Consider the following 15,489-nt stretch of genomic DNA (forward strand, 5'->3'; position numbering starts at 1 on the left):
CTGATGATGACGAGGGGAAGCTCATAGAGGCTGGTTGCCGTGGTGCTTGTCGTTGACCCTGACGCGTTGCTTGTCTGCCAGGAGGTCCATGGCCTGGACCAGGACCGGTCTGGTCTGCTCCGGGTCGATCATGGCGTCCAGCTCGCCCATCTCCAGGGAGAGATTGGCGTTGACGGTGCTGGTTTCGTACTCCTGGGCCAGCTTGTTTCGCAGCTCATCCACGTCCCGGCCGGCCTCCTTGGCCTCCTGCAGGTCGCGCCGGTGGATGATGTTGACCGCGCCCTGGGCTCCCAGCACGGCAATCTGCGAGGAGGGCCAGGCGTAGTTGAGGTCCGCGCCGATGGCCTTGGAGCCCATGACGATGTAGGAGCCGCCGAAGGCCTTGCGCAGCACGATGGTGACCATGGGCACCTGGGCGTTGGCGTAGGCGTAGATGACCTTGGCCCCACGACGGATGATGCCGGCGTGCTCCTGGTCCGAGCCCGGCTTGTAGCCAGGGGTGTCCACCAGGGTGATGACCGGCAGGTTGAAGGCGTCGCAGAGGCGGACGAAGCGGGCCAGCTTCTCGGAGGACTCCACATCCAGGCTGCCCGCGTCCACCATGGGCTGGTTGGCCACGATCCCCACCGGCCGGCCCTCCAGGCAGGCAAAGCCCACCACGATGGACCGAGCGTAGAGCTCCTGGACCTGGACCAGCTCGCCGTAGTCGACAATGGCGTGGATGACATCCAGCACGTCATAGGGCTGCCGGTCGTTCTCGGGAATGACCGTGGCCAGTCGTTTGGCGGCCTGGCGCTCGGCATGGCCGGAGATGAAGGCGTACCGGGGAGGCTCCTGGTCGCTGTTGGCAGGCAGGTAGGCCAGCACGGTCCGGGCGTAGTCGATGGCGTCGGCCTCGTCCTCGCCCAGGTAGTGGGCCACGCCGGAACGGGTGTTGTGCACGTAGCCGCCGCCCAGCTGGTCCATGCTGATGGTCTCGCCGGTGGCCGCCTTGACCACGTCGGGACCGGTGACGAACATGTCCGAGTTCTCCTTGGTCATGATGATCAGGTCGGTCAGGGCCGGGCAGTAGACGGCACCGCCTGCGCAAGGGCCCAGGATCAGGGAGATCTGCGGGACGAAGCCGCTGGCCTGGCAGGTCTTGCGGAAGATTCGGCCGTACTGGGTCAGGGCAGCCACACCCTCCTGGATGCGGGCGCCGCCCGAGTCGATCATGGCCACGATGGGGACCTTGATCCGCAGGGCCATGTCCATGAGCCGGCAGATCTTCTCGCCCTCGGCCCGGCCCAGGGTGCCGCCGCGAACGGAGAAGTCCTGGGCGTAGACGCCGACCTTGCGCCCGTAGACCAGGCCGAAGCCGGTGATGACCGCGGATCCCGCCCGGTCCCCGGCGATGTCGCCGCCGGCGAAGCGGCCCACCTCCTCGAAGGTGTCCTTGTCGAAGAGCAGGTCCAGGCGCTCACGGGCGGTCTGCTTGCCCTTGGCGTGCTGACGGTCGCGGGCGTGCTCCTCGGCCTGCTTGGCCAGGGCGGCGGCCCGATGGATGCCCTGGCGCACCGGCTGGGAGCCCAAGGCGGATTCGGTGACGCTCATGCCTGCTCCTCCCCGCCCAGATCCAGGGTGACCAGGGTCTGGCCCGGATCCACCCCCTGTGCCACGGACACGTCGATGGTCTTCACACGGCCCTTGGCCGGGGCATAGACGTAGTTCTCCATCTTCATGGACTCCAGCACCACCAGCAGGTCGCCCTTGTCCACCTCCTGGTCGGGGGCCACGTTGATGCGGGTGACCACCGCCTGCATGGTGGCCACGATGACGCCGGACCGGGCCGCATCCTGCCGGGGTGCGCCGGGCTCCTGATCCCGCAGCCCGCGCCCACGCAGGGGCTGCCGGGGCCGGGCAATGCCGCCGTGGCCGCCGACGCCGCCCATGCCGCCCAGCAGCGACTGGGGCAGAGCGAGCCTGACCCGCTTGTCGTCGATCTCCACGTTGTAGGTCTCCATGGGATCGCTGTCCCGATCCTGTTCCTGGGCCGAAGCACCGGAGACCGAGGCGGGCTGGCCGCTCCCGTTGGAGGCAGGCTCCACGTTCAGGTAGACCCGTTCCAGCCACTTGGTGGACACATCGAAGGAGTGCCCGTCCTCGGCGGTGAACTCGGGGTTGGTGAAGATCTTCTGGAAGAGGCCGGCCGGGGTGGGGACCCCGCTGATGCTCATCTCGCGCAGGGCCCGACGAACCCTGGCCACGGCCGCCGGACGGTCCTGGGCGGTCACGATCAGCTTGCCCATCATGGAGTCGTCCCTGGGCGAGACCGTGTCGCCCACCTCGACGCCCGAATCCACGCGGATGCCGGGGCCGGAGGGCCACTGAATCGACTCGATGGTCCCTGAGCTGGGCGTCAGATTGGTGGCCGGATCCTCGCTGGTGATGCGCAGCTCGAAGCTGTGGCCGCGGGGCGGGGGCGCCACGTTCAGGGAGCCGCCGTCGGCGATCCGCAGCTGCTCGCGGACCAGGTCCAGTCCGCAGACCTGCTCGCTGACCGTATGCTCCACCTGCAGCCGGGGGTTGACCTCCATGAAGTAGACATCGTCCCTGGGGGTGACCAGAAACTCGCAGGTGCCCAGGCCCACGTAGCCCACCGTGTCGAACAAGCGGCGGGAGAATCCCTCCAGCTGGGCGATCACGTCGTCGGACAGGAAGGGCGCAGGAGCCTCCTCCACCAGCTTCTGGTTACGGCGCTGGACCGAGCAGTCCCTGGTGGAGTAGACGGTGAACTGGCCGTGGCTGTCCCTGCCGGACTGGGTCTCCACATGCCGGGCCCGGTCCACGAACTTCTCGATGAAGTAGTCGCCCAGGTCGCCGCCCTGAAGGGCATCATGGTTCATGTAGAAGGTGCGCAGCTCGTCGCTGTCGTTGATCAGGGTGATCCCCCGGCCGCCGCCGCCGTCAGCCTTCTTCATCATGACCGGATAGCCGTGCTCGTCGGCGAAGTCCAGCAGGGGGCGCATGTCGGTGACGGGTTCGCTCAGGCCTGGCACCACGGGCACTCTGGCCCTCTCGGCCACCTTGCAGGCGGTGATCTTGTCGCCCAGTTCATCCAGGACCTCCGGGGCCGGACCCACCCAGGTGATGCCCGCCTCGATCACCTTGCGGGCGAAGGAGGAGAACTCAGACAGAAAGCCATAGCCCGGGTGGAGGGCGTCAGCGCCTGACCGTCGGGCGATGGAGACGATCAGGTCCTCGTTCAGATAGGTCTCCATATTGGTGTCCCCAGGCAAGAGGTAGGCCTCGTCCGCCATCTGGGCATAGGGGGCGTCCCGATCCTGGTCGGCATAGACGGCCACGGTGGCGATGCCCATCTCCTGGGCGGTGCGCACGACCCGCAAGGCTATTTCGCCGCGGTTGGCGATCAGCAGTTTTTTCATTCCCCTCTCCTCACTGGTTGATCAAGGGCGATTGGACTGACGAAAAGCATGAACAAGGCAGGAATTAGGCTCCCACAACGGCCACTTCAGGCAGGACGCCCACATCGGCCGTGGACACGTCAACCTGGCTGCCGTCGGGCAACCGCACCCGCAGGGAGGCATCCGGATTGATCTCCAGGGCACGGCCCTCCACGGGCTCACCGGCTACGGGGACGACCCTGACCCGCCTGCCCAGCGTCCAGCTGAGCGCGGCAATCCGCGAGCGCAGCCCCTGCGGCCCGTTCAAGGCCCTGTCCAGCGACCCGTCAAAGCCAAGGGGGGCCATCTCCCCGCTCAGGTGCCAGCTGATGGCATCGACCAGGTCGTCGCGCAGGGTCTGGTAGTCGGGCAGGTCCTGGTAGTGGAATTGCAGGGAGGTGGACTCCGCAATAGGCAGCACCTGCCGGGGTAGCAAGAGGTTGATGCCGATGCCGACAGCCAGGGCCGACCAGTCCTGATCCACCCGAACCAGCTCGCAGAGAATGCCGCCCAGCTTGGCCCCGCGGCAGAACAGATCGTTGGGCCACTTGAGGGCCAGGACCCCCTCAGGGTCGCCGCCGTCGGCCAGCCGGCAGCCATGGTACGCAAGCACATCCTGCAGACCTTCCAGAACAGCCAGCCCCGCTACCATGGGCATCCATCCGCCAAAGGGCCCAGTCAGCAAACTGGTGGGCAACGGCAGGGCCCACGTGGCCAGCAGGGAGCGTCGGGGCTGATTGACCCAGGTTCGGGCAAGACGACCGCGGCACCGGGACTGCGCATCGGCAACCGCTACGCTCAGCGGCATGGTGCTCCCCCCGGCGCCCGGCCATCGCCGAATACCTTTACTTGCGACTCTTCCCTCGTACCGTGTAGTCGTAGAAACACCCTGACGGGCATTTTTTCGAGGCGTATTTTCGGCTTTTCCCCATGTGCCAGAGGCCAGTCCCTTCACGGTCTCCGTGCTCGTTGTCGATTCACCGCCCCCAAACAGCCGCTCGACCCGGTCGCGCGCATCCGAATACGTCGAGGCTTCCAGAGCATGAGCCACGAGCGTATTGGTCGAATCGACGGTGTCGAGCACCACGATCGAGGAGAGTACGCCACTGTCCAGCGATGCCGATGGCTGCCACTTGATATTCTGATGAGGCACGCGTTCCACTATACGGCACAAGGGGTCAGCCCCGGTAGCGAACCATCCACAAAAGCGGCGGCCGGTTTTTGTATCTTTTCACAGGAGACCCTTGGACAGCTTTGAGCGCATCCTCGGATGGGCACTGGATAAAATGGGGAAGCCGTAGACCAGGCACGACCCGCGAAAGGGGTTCTTTTGAGCGCAGACAGCGGAAGGACGCAACCGAGAGAGGCGGGCGAACAACCTGTTCAGACTTCGGCCTTGCAGACCGGAAGGCCTGGATCCCGCGCATCTCGGGCCGTCGGCCTGGTCCTGGCCCTGCTGGCCTGCCTCTGGATCGCTTTCTGCACTGGTTTGGGCCCCATCTACCGTCAAGAGGGTTCGCTGACACAGGTTGGCCTGGCCCAAGTGCTGATCATGCTGGGAACCCTGGCTATCTGCCTGGCCCTGGTCCTGGCCTGCCGCCGGATCCTGCTGGGCGGCGCACCCCTCCGGATGTCGCAGCGCTTGACCTCCCTGGCACAGCGCCCACGGATGCGTGCCTACGCGGTCTTCATCACCCGGCAAACCAGCGGCTGGCGGCCCATCATGCGTCTGCTCCTGCTGGGCTGGGCCTGGGCCTTTCTCACCCTGCTGGCCGCCTATGGGGCCGACCTGTACGCGCAGGCCCAGGAATGCGCCAACTTCCTGGCTCAGCTGCAGGGCGATCAGCCCCCCTACGGCGGCAATGCCTTCACCCAGATGGACGTCTACCCCATCGGCCACTATCTGCTGCCAGGGCACCCGGTCTTCCTGACCGACCAGCACAACATGGTGTTGACCCTGGTCTACGGGATGACCATCATGGCCTCCAACCATCTGACCGGATCCTATGACGCGGGCATCGTGCTCCTGGCAGGGCTGCAGGTGATCTTTGCGGCCTTCTGCTGCGCCGTCACCGCCGACCGCTTCCTGCGCGGCAGCGGAACCGAACACGTCGGTGCCCTGGCCCGCACCCTGGTCATGCTCTTCTTCCTCTGCTCCCCCTTCGTGGTCTTCAGCACCTTCAGCCTGACCAAGTCCCCCCTCTTCGCCTTCGCCTTCATCTGGTGGTTCGGCATCTGGCGCCAGCTGGAGTCAGGGGACAAGGACTCGCCGCTCTACGCCAGCCAGGCGGCAAAGTTGCGGCCCGGCCTCGCCTTGAGCACCCTGATCATGCTGATCAGCGCCAAGTACGCCCTCTACATTGTTCTGGTCCAGTTGGTCCTGGCTCTGATCATCCGCCGTCGCCAATGGGCCACCATCCTGATAGGACTCCTGCTGCCCCTGGTCCTGTTCACAGGGGTGACCGGAGCCCTGACAGCCACGGGGACGGTCATCCAAGGTGACCCTGTGGAGAGCCGCAGCATCCAGCTGCAGCAGATCGCCCGGGTGGCCCAGCGCAACCCCCAGGGGATTCCGGCCCAGGCAAGGGCTGATCTTGAGCCCATCATGGACCTGGACAATGCCGCCATCCAATACACCCCCTGGGAGGCCGACCGGGTCAAGTCCTCGGGCAACCAGCCCAAACTGATCGTCTATCGCTGGAGGACCGTCACGCCCGAGCAGATATCCCGTCTCAACCGGGCCTGGCTCCAGGTGGGACTGCGCAATCCGGTGATCTACCTGGACGCCTTCATGGCCGAGGCCTACGGCTACTTCGACCCCGGCGACCCTGCCTACGTGGCCATGTCCTACTACCTCAACAATGGCTATGTGCAGAACTCGGGCTCCTGGCTGGCGGCCTGGTGCCACGACTGGCGCAACGGGGTGACCGGATTCGTCAGGACCTGGGCCGACACCCCCCTGCTGGGCCTGGTGGCACGGGCCAACTTCTGGGTGGTGGCCGCCCTGCTGCTGATCGTCGCCCGCCTGGCGGCCGGTCACTGGCGCGGGGTCCTGTGCTGGTTCCCCCTCCTGCTGATCATGGGGGTCATGATCACCGCCCCGGCCAACAACTTCGAACGGCACATGCTGCCGGTGGACATGGTGGTGCCCTTCCTGATCCTGGACATGGTCCGGCAGAGCCGCCGTGCCCGCGCCGAAAATCTGATGGACCGGCCGTCATGATCGGCAAGTCGAAACGGTCCAGACCGCCGGACGAAGACCCTGCCGAGGCGCAGCAGGCTCGCCAGGTACCTGCCGCATCCGGTGCCGCCATGGAGCAGATTCTCCTGAAGACGCTGGATCATCTGGATGAGGCGCTGCCCTGGACCAGGTCCCTGCCCGCCGATGGACGCAGAACCTTGGAAGGGGCCGTTCGAACAGCCCTGGACGACCTGCGCTCCCGACTTGACTCCCAAGGCGCGGAAGACAGCGAAGTCCCCTCCCCCGTCCCAGCCGAGCTCTCCCGGAGCCTGGGCCCCCACCGGGCCATGGAGCTGACCCAGGTCATTCTGGACATGCTTGAGGAGGCCGGCCGGACCATGGGAGCCGAGGAGGAACGGTCCACGCTGGTCTACACCCGTCATGCCGCCACCGCAGCAGCCGCTCTCTATGCCGACCTGGCCGAGGCAAGAAACGGACGCAAGGCCACAACGGAGTCCAGGATCATCCGGCATTTGATTGAGCAAACGGCGGATACACGGACCGTTGACGATCTGGCCCGGCTGGGCTGGCCGACCGAATTCGACTGCTTCGCCGTCGTTGGCGAGGCCCAAGGCAACGATGAGGGACAGGGCATGGAGAACGCCCGCCAGCCTATCCACACCACGGTGGCCCGTCAAGGCGGCAGGGCGCTGGTGGGCGAGAACGAAGGGCTCATGGTGGTTCTGATCGATCCCAACCGGTCGGGTACCCCGGCCGACTTCTGCGCATCCATCCTGCGCTTCTTCGCCGATGAGTCAGCTGTCTGCCTGGGACCTTTCCACCATGGAATCTCCGGTGCGGGAGCCTCCATCCGAGCCGCCCTGAGCACGCATGCGGCAGCCCCGGCAGTGGCTGACCCCATCACCGCCGCCCTGCCCAGGCCACTGCACGCCGACGACCTGCTGCCCGAACGAGCCCTGAACGGGGACGGGGACGCTGCCGACCAGCTCTACCAGGAGGTCTATCTGAGCCTGACCGGCCAGGATCCGGACGGGCCCCTGCCGACCACCCTGCTCACTTTCCTGCGCTCGGGCAACTCGCTTGAGGTCACCGCCAAGAAGCTGGGCATCCATCCCAACACCGTGCGCTACCGGCTCAGGCGCTGTGTGGAAGTAACTGGCTGGGATGCCATGGACCCCCGAGAATCCTTCGTCCTCCAAGCGGCCCTGATCATCGGCAGAATCCGCAGGTCGCATCCGGGCGCCGACTGACTGGCACCTGGCCAAGATATAAAAAGAGCGGGGACCCGAAGGTCTCCCGCCCTGGAAGTATCAGCCGAACCGGCTCAGAGCACCGCGATGTCCAGGGGAACGCCCGGGCCCATGGTGGTGGTAACGGTGGCCTTGGTGATGTAGCGACCCTTGACCGTGGCCGGCTTCAGGCGCTTGATCTCCTCGTCGACCGCGTGGAAGTTCTCCTCCAGAGCCTGCTGCTCGAAGGAGACCTTGCCCACGGGGAAGCTCAGGTTGCCGTTCTTGTCCACACGGAACTCGATACGTCCGGCCTTGATCTCGGTGACCGCCTTGGCCACATCCATGGTCACGGTGCCGGTCTTGGGGTTGGGCATGAGGCCACGGGGGCCCAGGACACGACCCAGACGGCCGACCTTGCCCATCATGTCGGGGGTAGCCACCACGGCATCGAAGTCCAGGTAGCCGCCGGCGACCCTGGTCACCAGCTCGTCGTCGCCCACCTCGTCAGCTCCGGCCTCGGCGGCTGCGGTCGCCTGGGGACCACGAGCGAAGACCAGGACGCGTACGGTCTTGCCGGTGCCGTTCGGCAGGCTGACGGTGCCGCGGACCAGTTGGTCGGCCTTACGGGGATCCACGTTCAGGCGGTAGACGGCCTCTACGGTCTCGTCAAACCCGCGCTTGGGCATGCTCTTGAGCAGGGCGATACCCTCCTCGGGGGTGTACAGGTTGGTGCGATCGACCTTCTCGGCCGCCTCGCGGTACTTCTTGGAACGCTTGGTCATCTGCTTCTCCTATCAGCAGTCGCGGTGCGGGCAAGCGTATGCCCTACCGCTCACAACGAAAATTTCAGTCGGTGACGGTGATGCCCATGGAACGGGCGGTGCCTTCGATGATCTTCATACCGGCCTCGACGTCACGGGCCGACAGATCCTCCATCTTGGTCTGGGCGATCTCGCGGACCTGGGCCTTGGTGACGGAACCCACCTTGGTGGTCAGCGGGTTGCCGGCACCCTTGGAGACACCGGCGGCCTTGCGCAGCAGGTCAGCTGCCGGCGGAGTCTTGGTGATGAAGGTGAAGGAACGATCCTCGTAGACGGTGATGATGCAGGGGATGACCTGGCCCATCTTGTCCTTGGTGGCATCGTTGTACTGCTTGCAGAAGTCCATGATGTTCACGCCGTGGGAGCCCAGTGCGGGGCCCAGCGGGGGCGCGGGGTTGGCCTTGCCGGCCTCTATCTGCACCTTGATCAGCGCGGTGACTTTCTTCTTTGCAGCCATATGCTGGTTCTTCTTTCTACGAAGCGGTGATGTCGGAGACCATGGATCCCCTCCCGCAACCTGTTCTTTCCAAATGCGCTCCACAGGAGAGCACAAGCTTGATGATTATCGCATCGACCGAGGACCGACCGAAGGCTTTCAGGCGATCTTTTCGACCTGGTCGAAGCCCAGCTCCACAGGGGTGTCCCTGCCGAAGATGGAAACCAGAACGGTCAGCTTCTGGGTGGTGGGCTCCACGTCGGAGACCACGGCAGCCATGGTGGCGAAAGGCCCTTCGGTGACGGTGACCTGCTCGCCAACGGCGTACGAGACCTCCACCGTGCGCTTCTTGGCGGCCTCGGGCTTGTCGCCAGCGGCCTTCAGGGCCTCGGAGGCGATCATGGGGGCCATCATCTGGACGACCTCCTTGCGGGTCAGCGGGGCCGGCTCCTTGCTGGGGCCGACGAATCCGGTGACGCCCTCGGTGTCGCGGATGATGCGGCGGGCGTTCTCGTCGGGCCACATGCGAATCAGCACGTAGCCAGGCACACGCACACGGGTGACGACCTTCTTGCCCTTGTCGGTGTGCTTCTCGACCTCCTCCATGGGAATCTCCACCTGGAAGACCTTGTCCTCCAAGCCGAAGGAGGCTACGCGGGACTCCACGTTGGCCTTGACGCGCTTCTCGTAGCCGGAGTAGGTGTGCAGAACATACCACTTGCCCTCGAGGGTGCGCAGCTTCTTAGAGAACTCGTCCACGGCACGCTGACCGGGATCCTCCTGGTCGGGCTGGTCGCCGGAATCGGAAGAATCGTCCTGAGTGTCCTTGGCCTGGGCGGATTCGGCGGGTGTGCTGTCCTGCTCGGCCTGCTCCGAAGAGGTTCCGAGCTGCTGATCCTGGACCTGGGCATCCTCCTGCGTGGGGGCATCATCGGATGCCGACGGGACCGACTCAGCGGCCTGATCGGGGTCCAGTCCCTCTCTGGTCAGATCATCACTCATGGATCACTCCACCTTCTACCTTGTCACAGCTCAGCCGAATATCAGGAAGGCTAGTTTGCCCAGTCCGAAGTCCATTACGGTTACGAAGATCATCAGCAGCAGCACGAAGATGAAAACCGCCACGGACCAGCCCACCAGCTCCTTGCCCGTGGGAGTCACCACCTTGCGGATCTCATCGATGACCTGCTTGATGAAGAGCCCGATACGCATAAAGAAGTTCGGCCTGGCTTCCTCAGCCCCATCCTTCTGTGCCATGGTCATCCGTCCTTCGTTTGTTCTGCATCATCTGCTGCAAGCCTTGGCAGGGAAGGCGGGACTCGAACCCACAACCTACGGTTTTGGAGACCGTTGCGCTACCAATTGCGCCACTTCCCTATCGGAACTTCCCACCAGCCTACTCGACCGGGAGGAAAAACCGCCAAATCGCAAGTTTAGCCTAAAGGGCGGATTGCGTCCAACCGTGTTGCCTCCACAGCATTTCGCCCAGGAGCCGGATCAGGCGCTGACCCAGGCCCCAAGGCGCCTCATGCCCTCGGCCAGGTCATCGTCGGCCAGCGCGTAGGAGAAACGCAGGCAGCCGGGCGCGCCGAAGGCCTCGCCTGGTACGGCCGCCACCTGGATCTGCTCCAGGATGACCTCGGCCAGCTCACCCGAGGTGGCGCAGACCGTGCCTTGCGGGCCCACTGGCCGATTCAGCAGACCGGTCACGTCGGCAAAGGCGTAGAAGGCGCCCAGAGGCTCAGGGCAGGTCACCCCCTCCATGGCGTTCAGGGCATCCACAATGGCCCGCCGACGCAGGGCAAAGGCCGACCGCATGGCTTCCACGTCCTCCAGGCCCCCGGTCAGGGCAGCCAGGGCCGCCTGCTGGGAGACGTTGGCCACGTTGGAGGTCATATGCCCCTGAAGCTTGGCAGCCGCCTGGGCCACCGGCAGGGGGGCGACCAGCCAGCCCACCCGCCAGCCGGTCATGGCATAGGTTTTGGCCACGCCGTTGACCACGATCAGCTGATCGCGTACCTGAGGCACCAGAGCGCCCGGATAGGGGGTATGCGCCCCCTGGTAGGTCAGGTGCTCATAGATTTCATCGCTGATCACCCAGATCTGGTGTTCGATGGCCCAGCGATCCACGGCAGCCACCAGGCCGGCGTCCCAGACAGCCCCGGTTGGGTTGGCGGGCAGGTTGAGGATGATGGCACGGGTGCGCTCGGTTCGGGCCGCCTCCAGCTGCTCCAGGCTGGGGATATAGCCCTGATCGGCTCCGCTGAGCACCGGTACCGGATGGCCGCCAGCCAGCAGAACCATCTGGGGATAGCTGGTCCAGTAAGGGGCGGGAATGATGACCTCATCGCCGGGGTTCAGCAGGATCTGGAAGGTCTCATAGACGGCCTGCTTGCCGCCGTTGGTGACCACCACCTGATCCGGGTCGATTCGATAGCCCGAATCGCGCAGGGTCTTGTCGGCGATGGCCTGCTTCAGCTGGGGCAGACCAGCCGTGAGCGTATAGCGGTGGTTGCGCGGGTCCAGACAGGCGCGGGCCGCCGCCTGCACGATGTGGTCAGGCGTGGGAAAGTTGGGTTCGCCGGCGCCGAAGCTGATCACATTCATGCCTTGGGCCTTCATGGCCTTGGCTTTTGAATCCACGGCCAGAGTGGCACTGGGGGCCACTGCGTCTATGCGTCTGCTCAGGGTCTGCCATTGCGCCATAGTCATGCTGCCATGCTACCGCCCAGCACCCCCAGGGCTGTGCTCAGACCAGTACCAGAGAGTCCCGATGCACCAGCGGGTGGGCATAGTGGGCGCCCAGTCGGCGGCGGAGCTCCTTGGTGTTGAGGCCCAGCATGTCCTGGGCCTCCTCGGAATCGTAGCCGGACAGGCCCTTGGCCACCTGATGACCGGACTCATCGTGAATCCAGACCGGATCCCCGGCCGAAAACTCGCCCTGGACCGATCTGGCACCAGCCGCCAGCAGGCTGGCCCGACCGCCGCGCAAGGCTTTGACAGCCCCCTGATCCACCAGATAGCCGCCCCTGGGACGGGAGGCGAACTTGATCCAGAGCCGATGCGAGGAGCCCCGCGGACGGATGGGGGCGAAGAGGGTGCCCACCCTGTCGCCGGCCAGAGCAGGACCTGCAAGGTCGGCGCGGGTCAGCACCACAGGCATGCCGGAGGCCGCAGCAATCCGCGCCGCCTCCAGCTTGGTGGACATGCCCCCGGTCCCCAGCCCGGAGACGGACCCCTGGGCATCCACCTGGTCCATGATGGCCGCCACATCGGGCACGAAGCCGATTCTGCGGGCCCCTGGCCGGGATGGGGGTTCGGAGTAGAGGGCGTCCACGTCAGTCAGCAGAACCAGGGCATCGGCGCTGACGATGTTGGCGATCAGGGCCGAAAGGTGGTCGTTGTCGCCGAAACGGATCTCGTTGCTGGCCAGGGCATCGTTCTCATTGACGATGGGGATGACCCCCAGATCCAGCAGACGGCAGAGGGTGCGCCGGGCGTTGCGGTACTGGACGGCATGGGTGGTGTCACGGGCGGTGATCAGGATCTGGCCCACACGCAGGCCATAACGGGCGAAGGCAGTCTCGTACTGGGCCATGAGCAGACCCTGGCCCACTGAGGCCGTAGCCTGCTGGGTGGCCACGTCACCGGGGCGTTGGTCAAACCCTAGGGTGCCGAAGCCGGCCGCGATGGCCCCGGAGGTGACCAGGACCAGGCGGGCGCCATCCACAGCAGCCGAGGCCAGGGCGCCTACCAACGAACGCAGGCGGCCAAGGTCCAGATGCCCGTGGGGATCGGTCAGGGAGCTGGAACCTACCTTGACCACCATGGTGCGGGCCTGGGCCACACGGGAACGGACCGCGGCCTCGTCGGATTCCTCCCCGTCGGTCATTGCCCGGCCTCTTCCGAACTGGCGGTATCCGTATCCCCGCGCCCCAGCAGGCCCTGCCTGTCGTGGGGATCGTCATCCACGGAGGGATCGGCCCAGTGACCCTGGCGCCGTTCCTGCTCCATGACTTGACGCACCGCCTGCCTGGCGTCCATCATCTGATGGTACTGGCGGCGGCGTTCGCTGTTGGTGCGGCGGCGGTTGAGCCCCTGGCTCTCCTCCAGCCGCAGGTCGCGGCCCCGGGCCACCTGGGGGGTGCCATCCAGCATTTCGGCACCGGCCGCCACGCTCGGGTCCCAGTCGAAAGCCACCGCATCGTCGCCAGGACCGATGCGGACCTCGTCACCTGGTCTGGCTCCGGCCTTGCGCAGGGCATCCTCCACACCCATTCGGGCCAGGCAGTCGGCCAGATAGCCCACGGCCTCCTCGTTGTCGAAGTTGGTTTGGCGAACCCAGCGCTCGGGCTTGGCACCGCAGACCCTGAACCAGGTCTGCCCGGATCGGGTCTGATGCCGCTCAAGAGTGAAGTCTCCGGACTGGTCGGCATTCCTGCGCCGCCGCTCCAGGGGGCGGATGACCACACGCTCCTCCTGCCTGGCCTCCTGCTGCTCCCGCAGCTGCCTGCGTAGCCGATCCACCAGACCGGCCAGGTAGTAGCCCAGTTCCCTGAGGCCCTGATGCGAGGCTGTGGAGACTATGAAGACCTTGAGGCCCAGGGCTTCGAAGTCGGGACGGACGAATTCGGCCAGTTCGCGAGCCTCCGGCAGATCGGCCTTGTTGAGGATGATCACCCTGGGCCGCTCGGCCATGGGGATGACCCCCAGCGGAAGCTCCAGGCGGTCGGCATAGCGGGACAGCTCCTCTTCCAGGGCCCGATAGTCGCTCATGGGATCCCGATCAGACTCCAGGGTGGCGCAATCGATGACGTGGGCGATGATCTCGGTGCGCTCGATGTGCCGCAGAAACTCCAGCCCCAGGCCCTTGCCCTGGGAGGCTCCCGGGATCAGCCCTGGCACGTCGGCCATGGTGAAGCGGCTCTCCCCTGCCTGGACCACGCCCAGGTTGGGCACCAGGGTGGTGAATGGATAGTCGGCGATCTTGGGCCTGGCCGCGCTCATGGCTGCCACCAGACTGGACTTGCCTGCGCTGGGGAAACCCACCAGGGCCACGTCGGCGATGGATTTGAGCTCCAGCACCAGGTCACGCTCCTGACCGGGGTCCCCCAGCAGGGCGAAGCCGGGAGCCCGCCTGGCCTTGGTGGCCAGGGAGCGATTGCCCAGGCCGCCCACGCCGCCTTGGGCCGCCACGAACCGGTCCCCCGCATGGGCCAGGTCAGCCAGACGCTCGCCCGGTTGCTTGCGCTCGCCTTGGCCTCCCTTGGCAGTGAAGACCACGGTACCCACCGGCACCGGCAGAATCAGATCCTGGCCACGGCTGCCATCCTTGTCGCCGCCCAGACCCATGGTGCCTGACTCGGCCTGGCGGTGCGGCAGGAAGCGGTAGTCCAGCAGGCTGGTGGCGTTGGCGTCGGCCTGAAGGATGACCGAGCCGCCCTGGCCGCCGTCGCCCCCATCGGGCCCGGCCAGGGGCTTGTACTTCTCGCGGCGGATGGAGGACGCCCCATTGCCGCCGTCGCCACCCTTGACATGGACGGTGACCTGATCCACAAATGCGCTCATAGGGGCCCATGGTACTCAATCCGGCCTGACATGCGGCCCCTGAGAGCTGAATGCCCGGCATCTCCATACATATGCAAAAAGGCCACCCCTTGACAGGGATGACCTTGGGCCGATGCCGATAACGGGCAATCAGGCGGTAAGCACGTCAACAACCTTGCGGTCGCGCCGGTTGGCGAACCGAACGGTTCCGTCCGTCAGGGCGAAGAGGGTGTGGTCCTTGCCCAGACCGACGTTCTGGCCGGGATGGAACTTGGTGCCACGCTGGCGAACGATGATGTTGCCGGCCACTACGGCCTCGCCGCCGAACTTCTTGACGCCCAGGTACTGTGCATTCGAATCGCGCCCGTTGCGAGAGCTGGACGCGCCCTTCTTATGTGCCATGTCTGGTTCCTTTCCTACCTCGACCTAGGCCCTCAGGCGATGGCCGTGATCTTGACCACGGTCTGCTTCTGGCGGTGGCCCTTGCGGCGCGCCACGCCGGTCTTGTTCTTGAACTTCTGGATGTTGATCTTGGGGCCCTTGGCCTCGTCGTCCACAACCTCGCCCTTGACTGAGATCTTGGCCAGATCCTTGGCGGCCATGGTCACCTTGGGTCCATCGACGACCAGCGCGACCGGAAACTCGACCGACTCGCCCTTCCTGGCAGCCAGACGGTTGACCGTGATCTGGTCACCGACCTCGACCTTCTCCTGATGGCCTCCGGCCTTCACAATCGCGTACATAGCCCTACCTTGCCTGTTGTCCAAAGCTGTTTGCGCCCGGCATCCGAGTCCCGCCATACGATTGA

14 protein-coding genes and 1 tRNA gene are annotated in these 15,489 nt (G+C 65.6%); 2 read left to right on the forward strand and 13 right to left on the reverse strand.

Going from position 1 to position 15,489, the window contains the following annotated elements; all coding sequences use genetic code 11:
* Positions 1-21: 21 nt before the first annotated feature.
* The 3 genes from H3T92_RS02900 to H3T92_RS02910 all read right to left on the reverse strand — a co-directional run bounded on the left by H3T92_RS02900 (position 22) and on the right by H3T92_RS02910 (position 4,251).
* A complete protein-coding gene (locus H3T92_RS02900; RefSeq protein WP_198189375.1) occupies positions 22-1,593 on the reverse strand; it encodes an acyl-CoA carboxylase subunit beta in 1,572 nt (523 codons plus the stop codon).
* Positions 1,590-3,425, reverse strand: a complete 1,836-nt coding sequence (locus H3T92_RS02905) for an acetyl/propionyl/methylcrotonyl-CoA carboxylase subunit alpha (RefSeq protein WP_144085001.1) — start codon at positions 3,423-3,425, stop codon at positions 1,590-1,592. The genes H3T92_RS02900 and H3T92_RS02905 overlap by 4 nt, the downstream gene beginning before the upstream one ends.
* Positions 3,426-3,489: 64 nt before the next feature.
* Complete coding sequence (locus H3T92_RS02910) at positions 3,490-4,251, reverse strand: biotin--[acetyl-CoA-carboxylase] ligase (protein WP_198189376.1); 762 nt, start codon at positions 4,249-4,251, stop codon at positions 3,490-3,492.
* 522 nt (positions 4,252-4,773) lie between these two features.
* Here H3T92_RS02910 and H3T92_RS02915 point away from each other — a divergent pair.
* Both H3T92_RS02915 and H3T92_RS02920 read left to right on the forward strand, forming a co-directional pair.
* On the forward strand, positions 4,774-6,666 hold the full coding sequence (locus H3T92_RS02915; protein ID WP_144084999.1) for a DUF6020 family protein: 1,893 nt from the start codon (positions 4,774-4,776) through the stop codon (positions 6,664-6,666).
* Positions 6,663-7,895, forward strand: a complete 1,233-nt coding sequence (locus H3T92_RS02920; RefSeq protein ID WP_144084998.1) for a PucR family transcriptional regulator — start codon at positions 6,663-6,665, stop codon at positions 7,893-7,895. Before H3T92_RS02915 ends, H3T92_RS02920 begins: the two co-directional genes overlap by 4 nt.
* Positions 7,896-7,969: 74 nt before the next feature.
* Here the strand turns inward: H3T92_RS02920 and rplA are convergent, their stop codons facing one another.
* The 10 genes from rplA to rplU all read right to left on the reverse strand — a co-directional run bounded on the left by rplA (position 7,970) and on the right by rplU (position 15,424).
* A complete protein-coding gene (gene rplA, locus H3T92_RS02925; RefSeq protein ID WP_029678147.1) occupies positions 7,970-8,659 on the reverse strand; it encodes a 50S ribosomal protein L1 in 690 nt (229 codons plus the stop codon).
* 64 nt (positions 8,660-8,723) lie between these two features.
* Positions 8,724-9,155, reverse strand: coding sequence for a 50S ribosomal protein L11 (gene rplK / locus H3T92_RS02930; protein ID WP_015022451.1), 432 nt, complete (start codon positions 9,153-9,155; stop codon positions 8,724-8,726).
* A 138-nt stretch (positions 9,156-9,293) separates the two neighbouring features.
* Positions 9,294-10,136, reverse strand: a complete 843-nt coding sequence (gene nusG / locus H3T92_RS02935; RefSeq protein WP_144084997.1) for a transcription termination/antitermination protein NusG — start codon at positions 10,134-10,136, stop codon at positions 9,294-9,296.
* Between the two features lie 30 nt (positions 10,137-10,166).
* Positions 10,167-10,391: a preprotein translocase subunit SecE gene (gene secE / locus H3T92_RS02940; RefSeq protein WP_024626851.1), complete on the reverse strand. Its 225-nt coding sequence runs from the start codon at positions 10,389-10,391 to the stop codon at positions 10,167-10,169.
* Between the two features lie 44 nt (positions 10,392-10,435).
* A tRNA-Trp gene (locus tag H3T92_RS02945) sits at positions 10,436-10,511 on the reverse strand.
* A gap of 120 nt (positions 10,512-10,631) precedes the next feature.
* Positions 10,632-11,840, reverse strand: coding sequence for a pyridoxal phosphate-dependent aminotransferase (locus tag H3T92_RS02950; protein WP_186279339.1), 1,209 nt, complete (start codon positions 11,838-11,840; stop codon positions 10,632-10,634).
* Positions 11,841-11,883: 43 nt separating this feature from the next.
* Positions 11,884-13,026, reverse strand: coding sequence for a glutamate 5-kinase (gene proB / locus H3T92_RS02955; RefSeq protein ID WP_144084995.1), 1,143 nt, complete (start codon positions 13,024-13,026; stop codon positions 11,884-11,886).
* Complete coding sequence (gene obgE / locus H3T92_RS02960) at positions 13,023-14,702, reverse strand: GTPase ObgE (protein ID WP_144084994.1); 1,680 nt, start codon at positions 14,700-14,702, stop codon at positions 13,023-13,025. The genes proB and obgE overlap by 4 nt, the downstream gene beginning before the upstream one ends.
* Before the next feature lie 129 nt (positions 14,703-14,831).
* Positions 14,832-15,083, reverse strand: a complete 252-nt coding sequence (rpmA, locus tag H3T92_RS02965; protein ID WP_015022457.1) for a 50S ribosomal protein L27 — start codon at positions 15,081-15,083, stop codon at positions 14,832-14,834.
* Positions 15,084-15,115: 32 nt separating this feature from the next.
* Entirely contained in the window at positions 15,116-15,424 is a 309-nt protein-coding gene (gene rplU / locus H3T92_RS02970; RefSeq protein WP_144084993.1) for a 50S ribosomal protein L21, read from the reverse strand.
* Positions 15,425-15,489 lie beyond the last annotated feature (65 nt).

Origin of the sequence: Bifidobacterium sp. W8112 (genome assembly GCF_016101425.1) — a bacterium.
Classification (GTDB): domain Bacteria; phylum Actinomycetota; class Actinomycetes; order Actinomycetales; family Bifidobacteriaceae; genus Bombiscardovia; species Bombiscardovia apousia.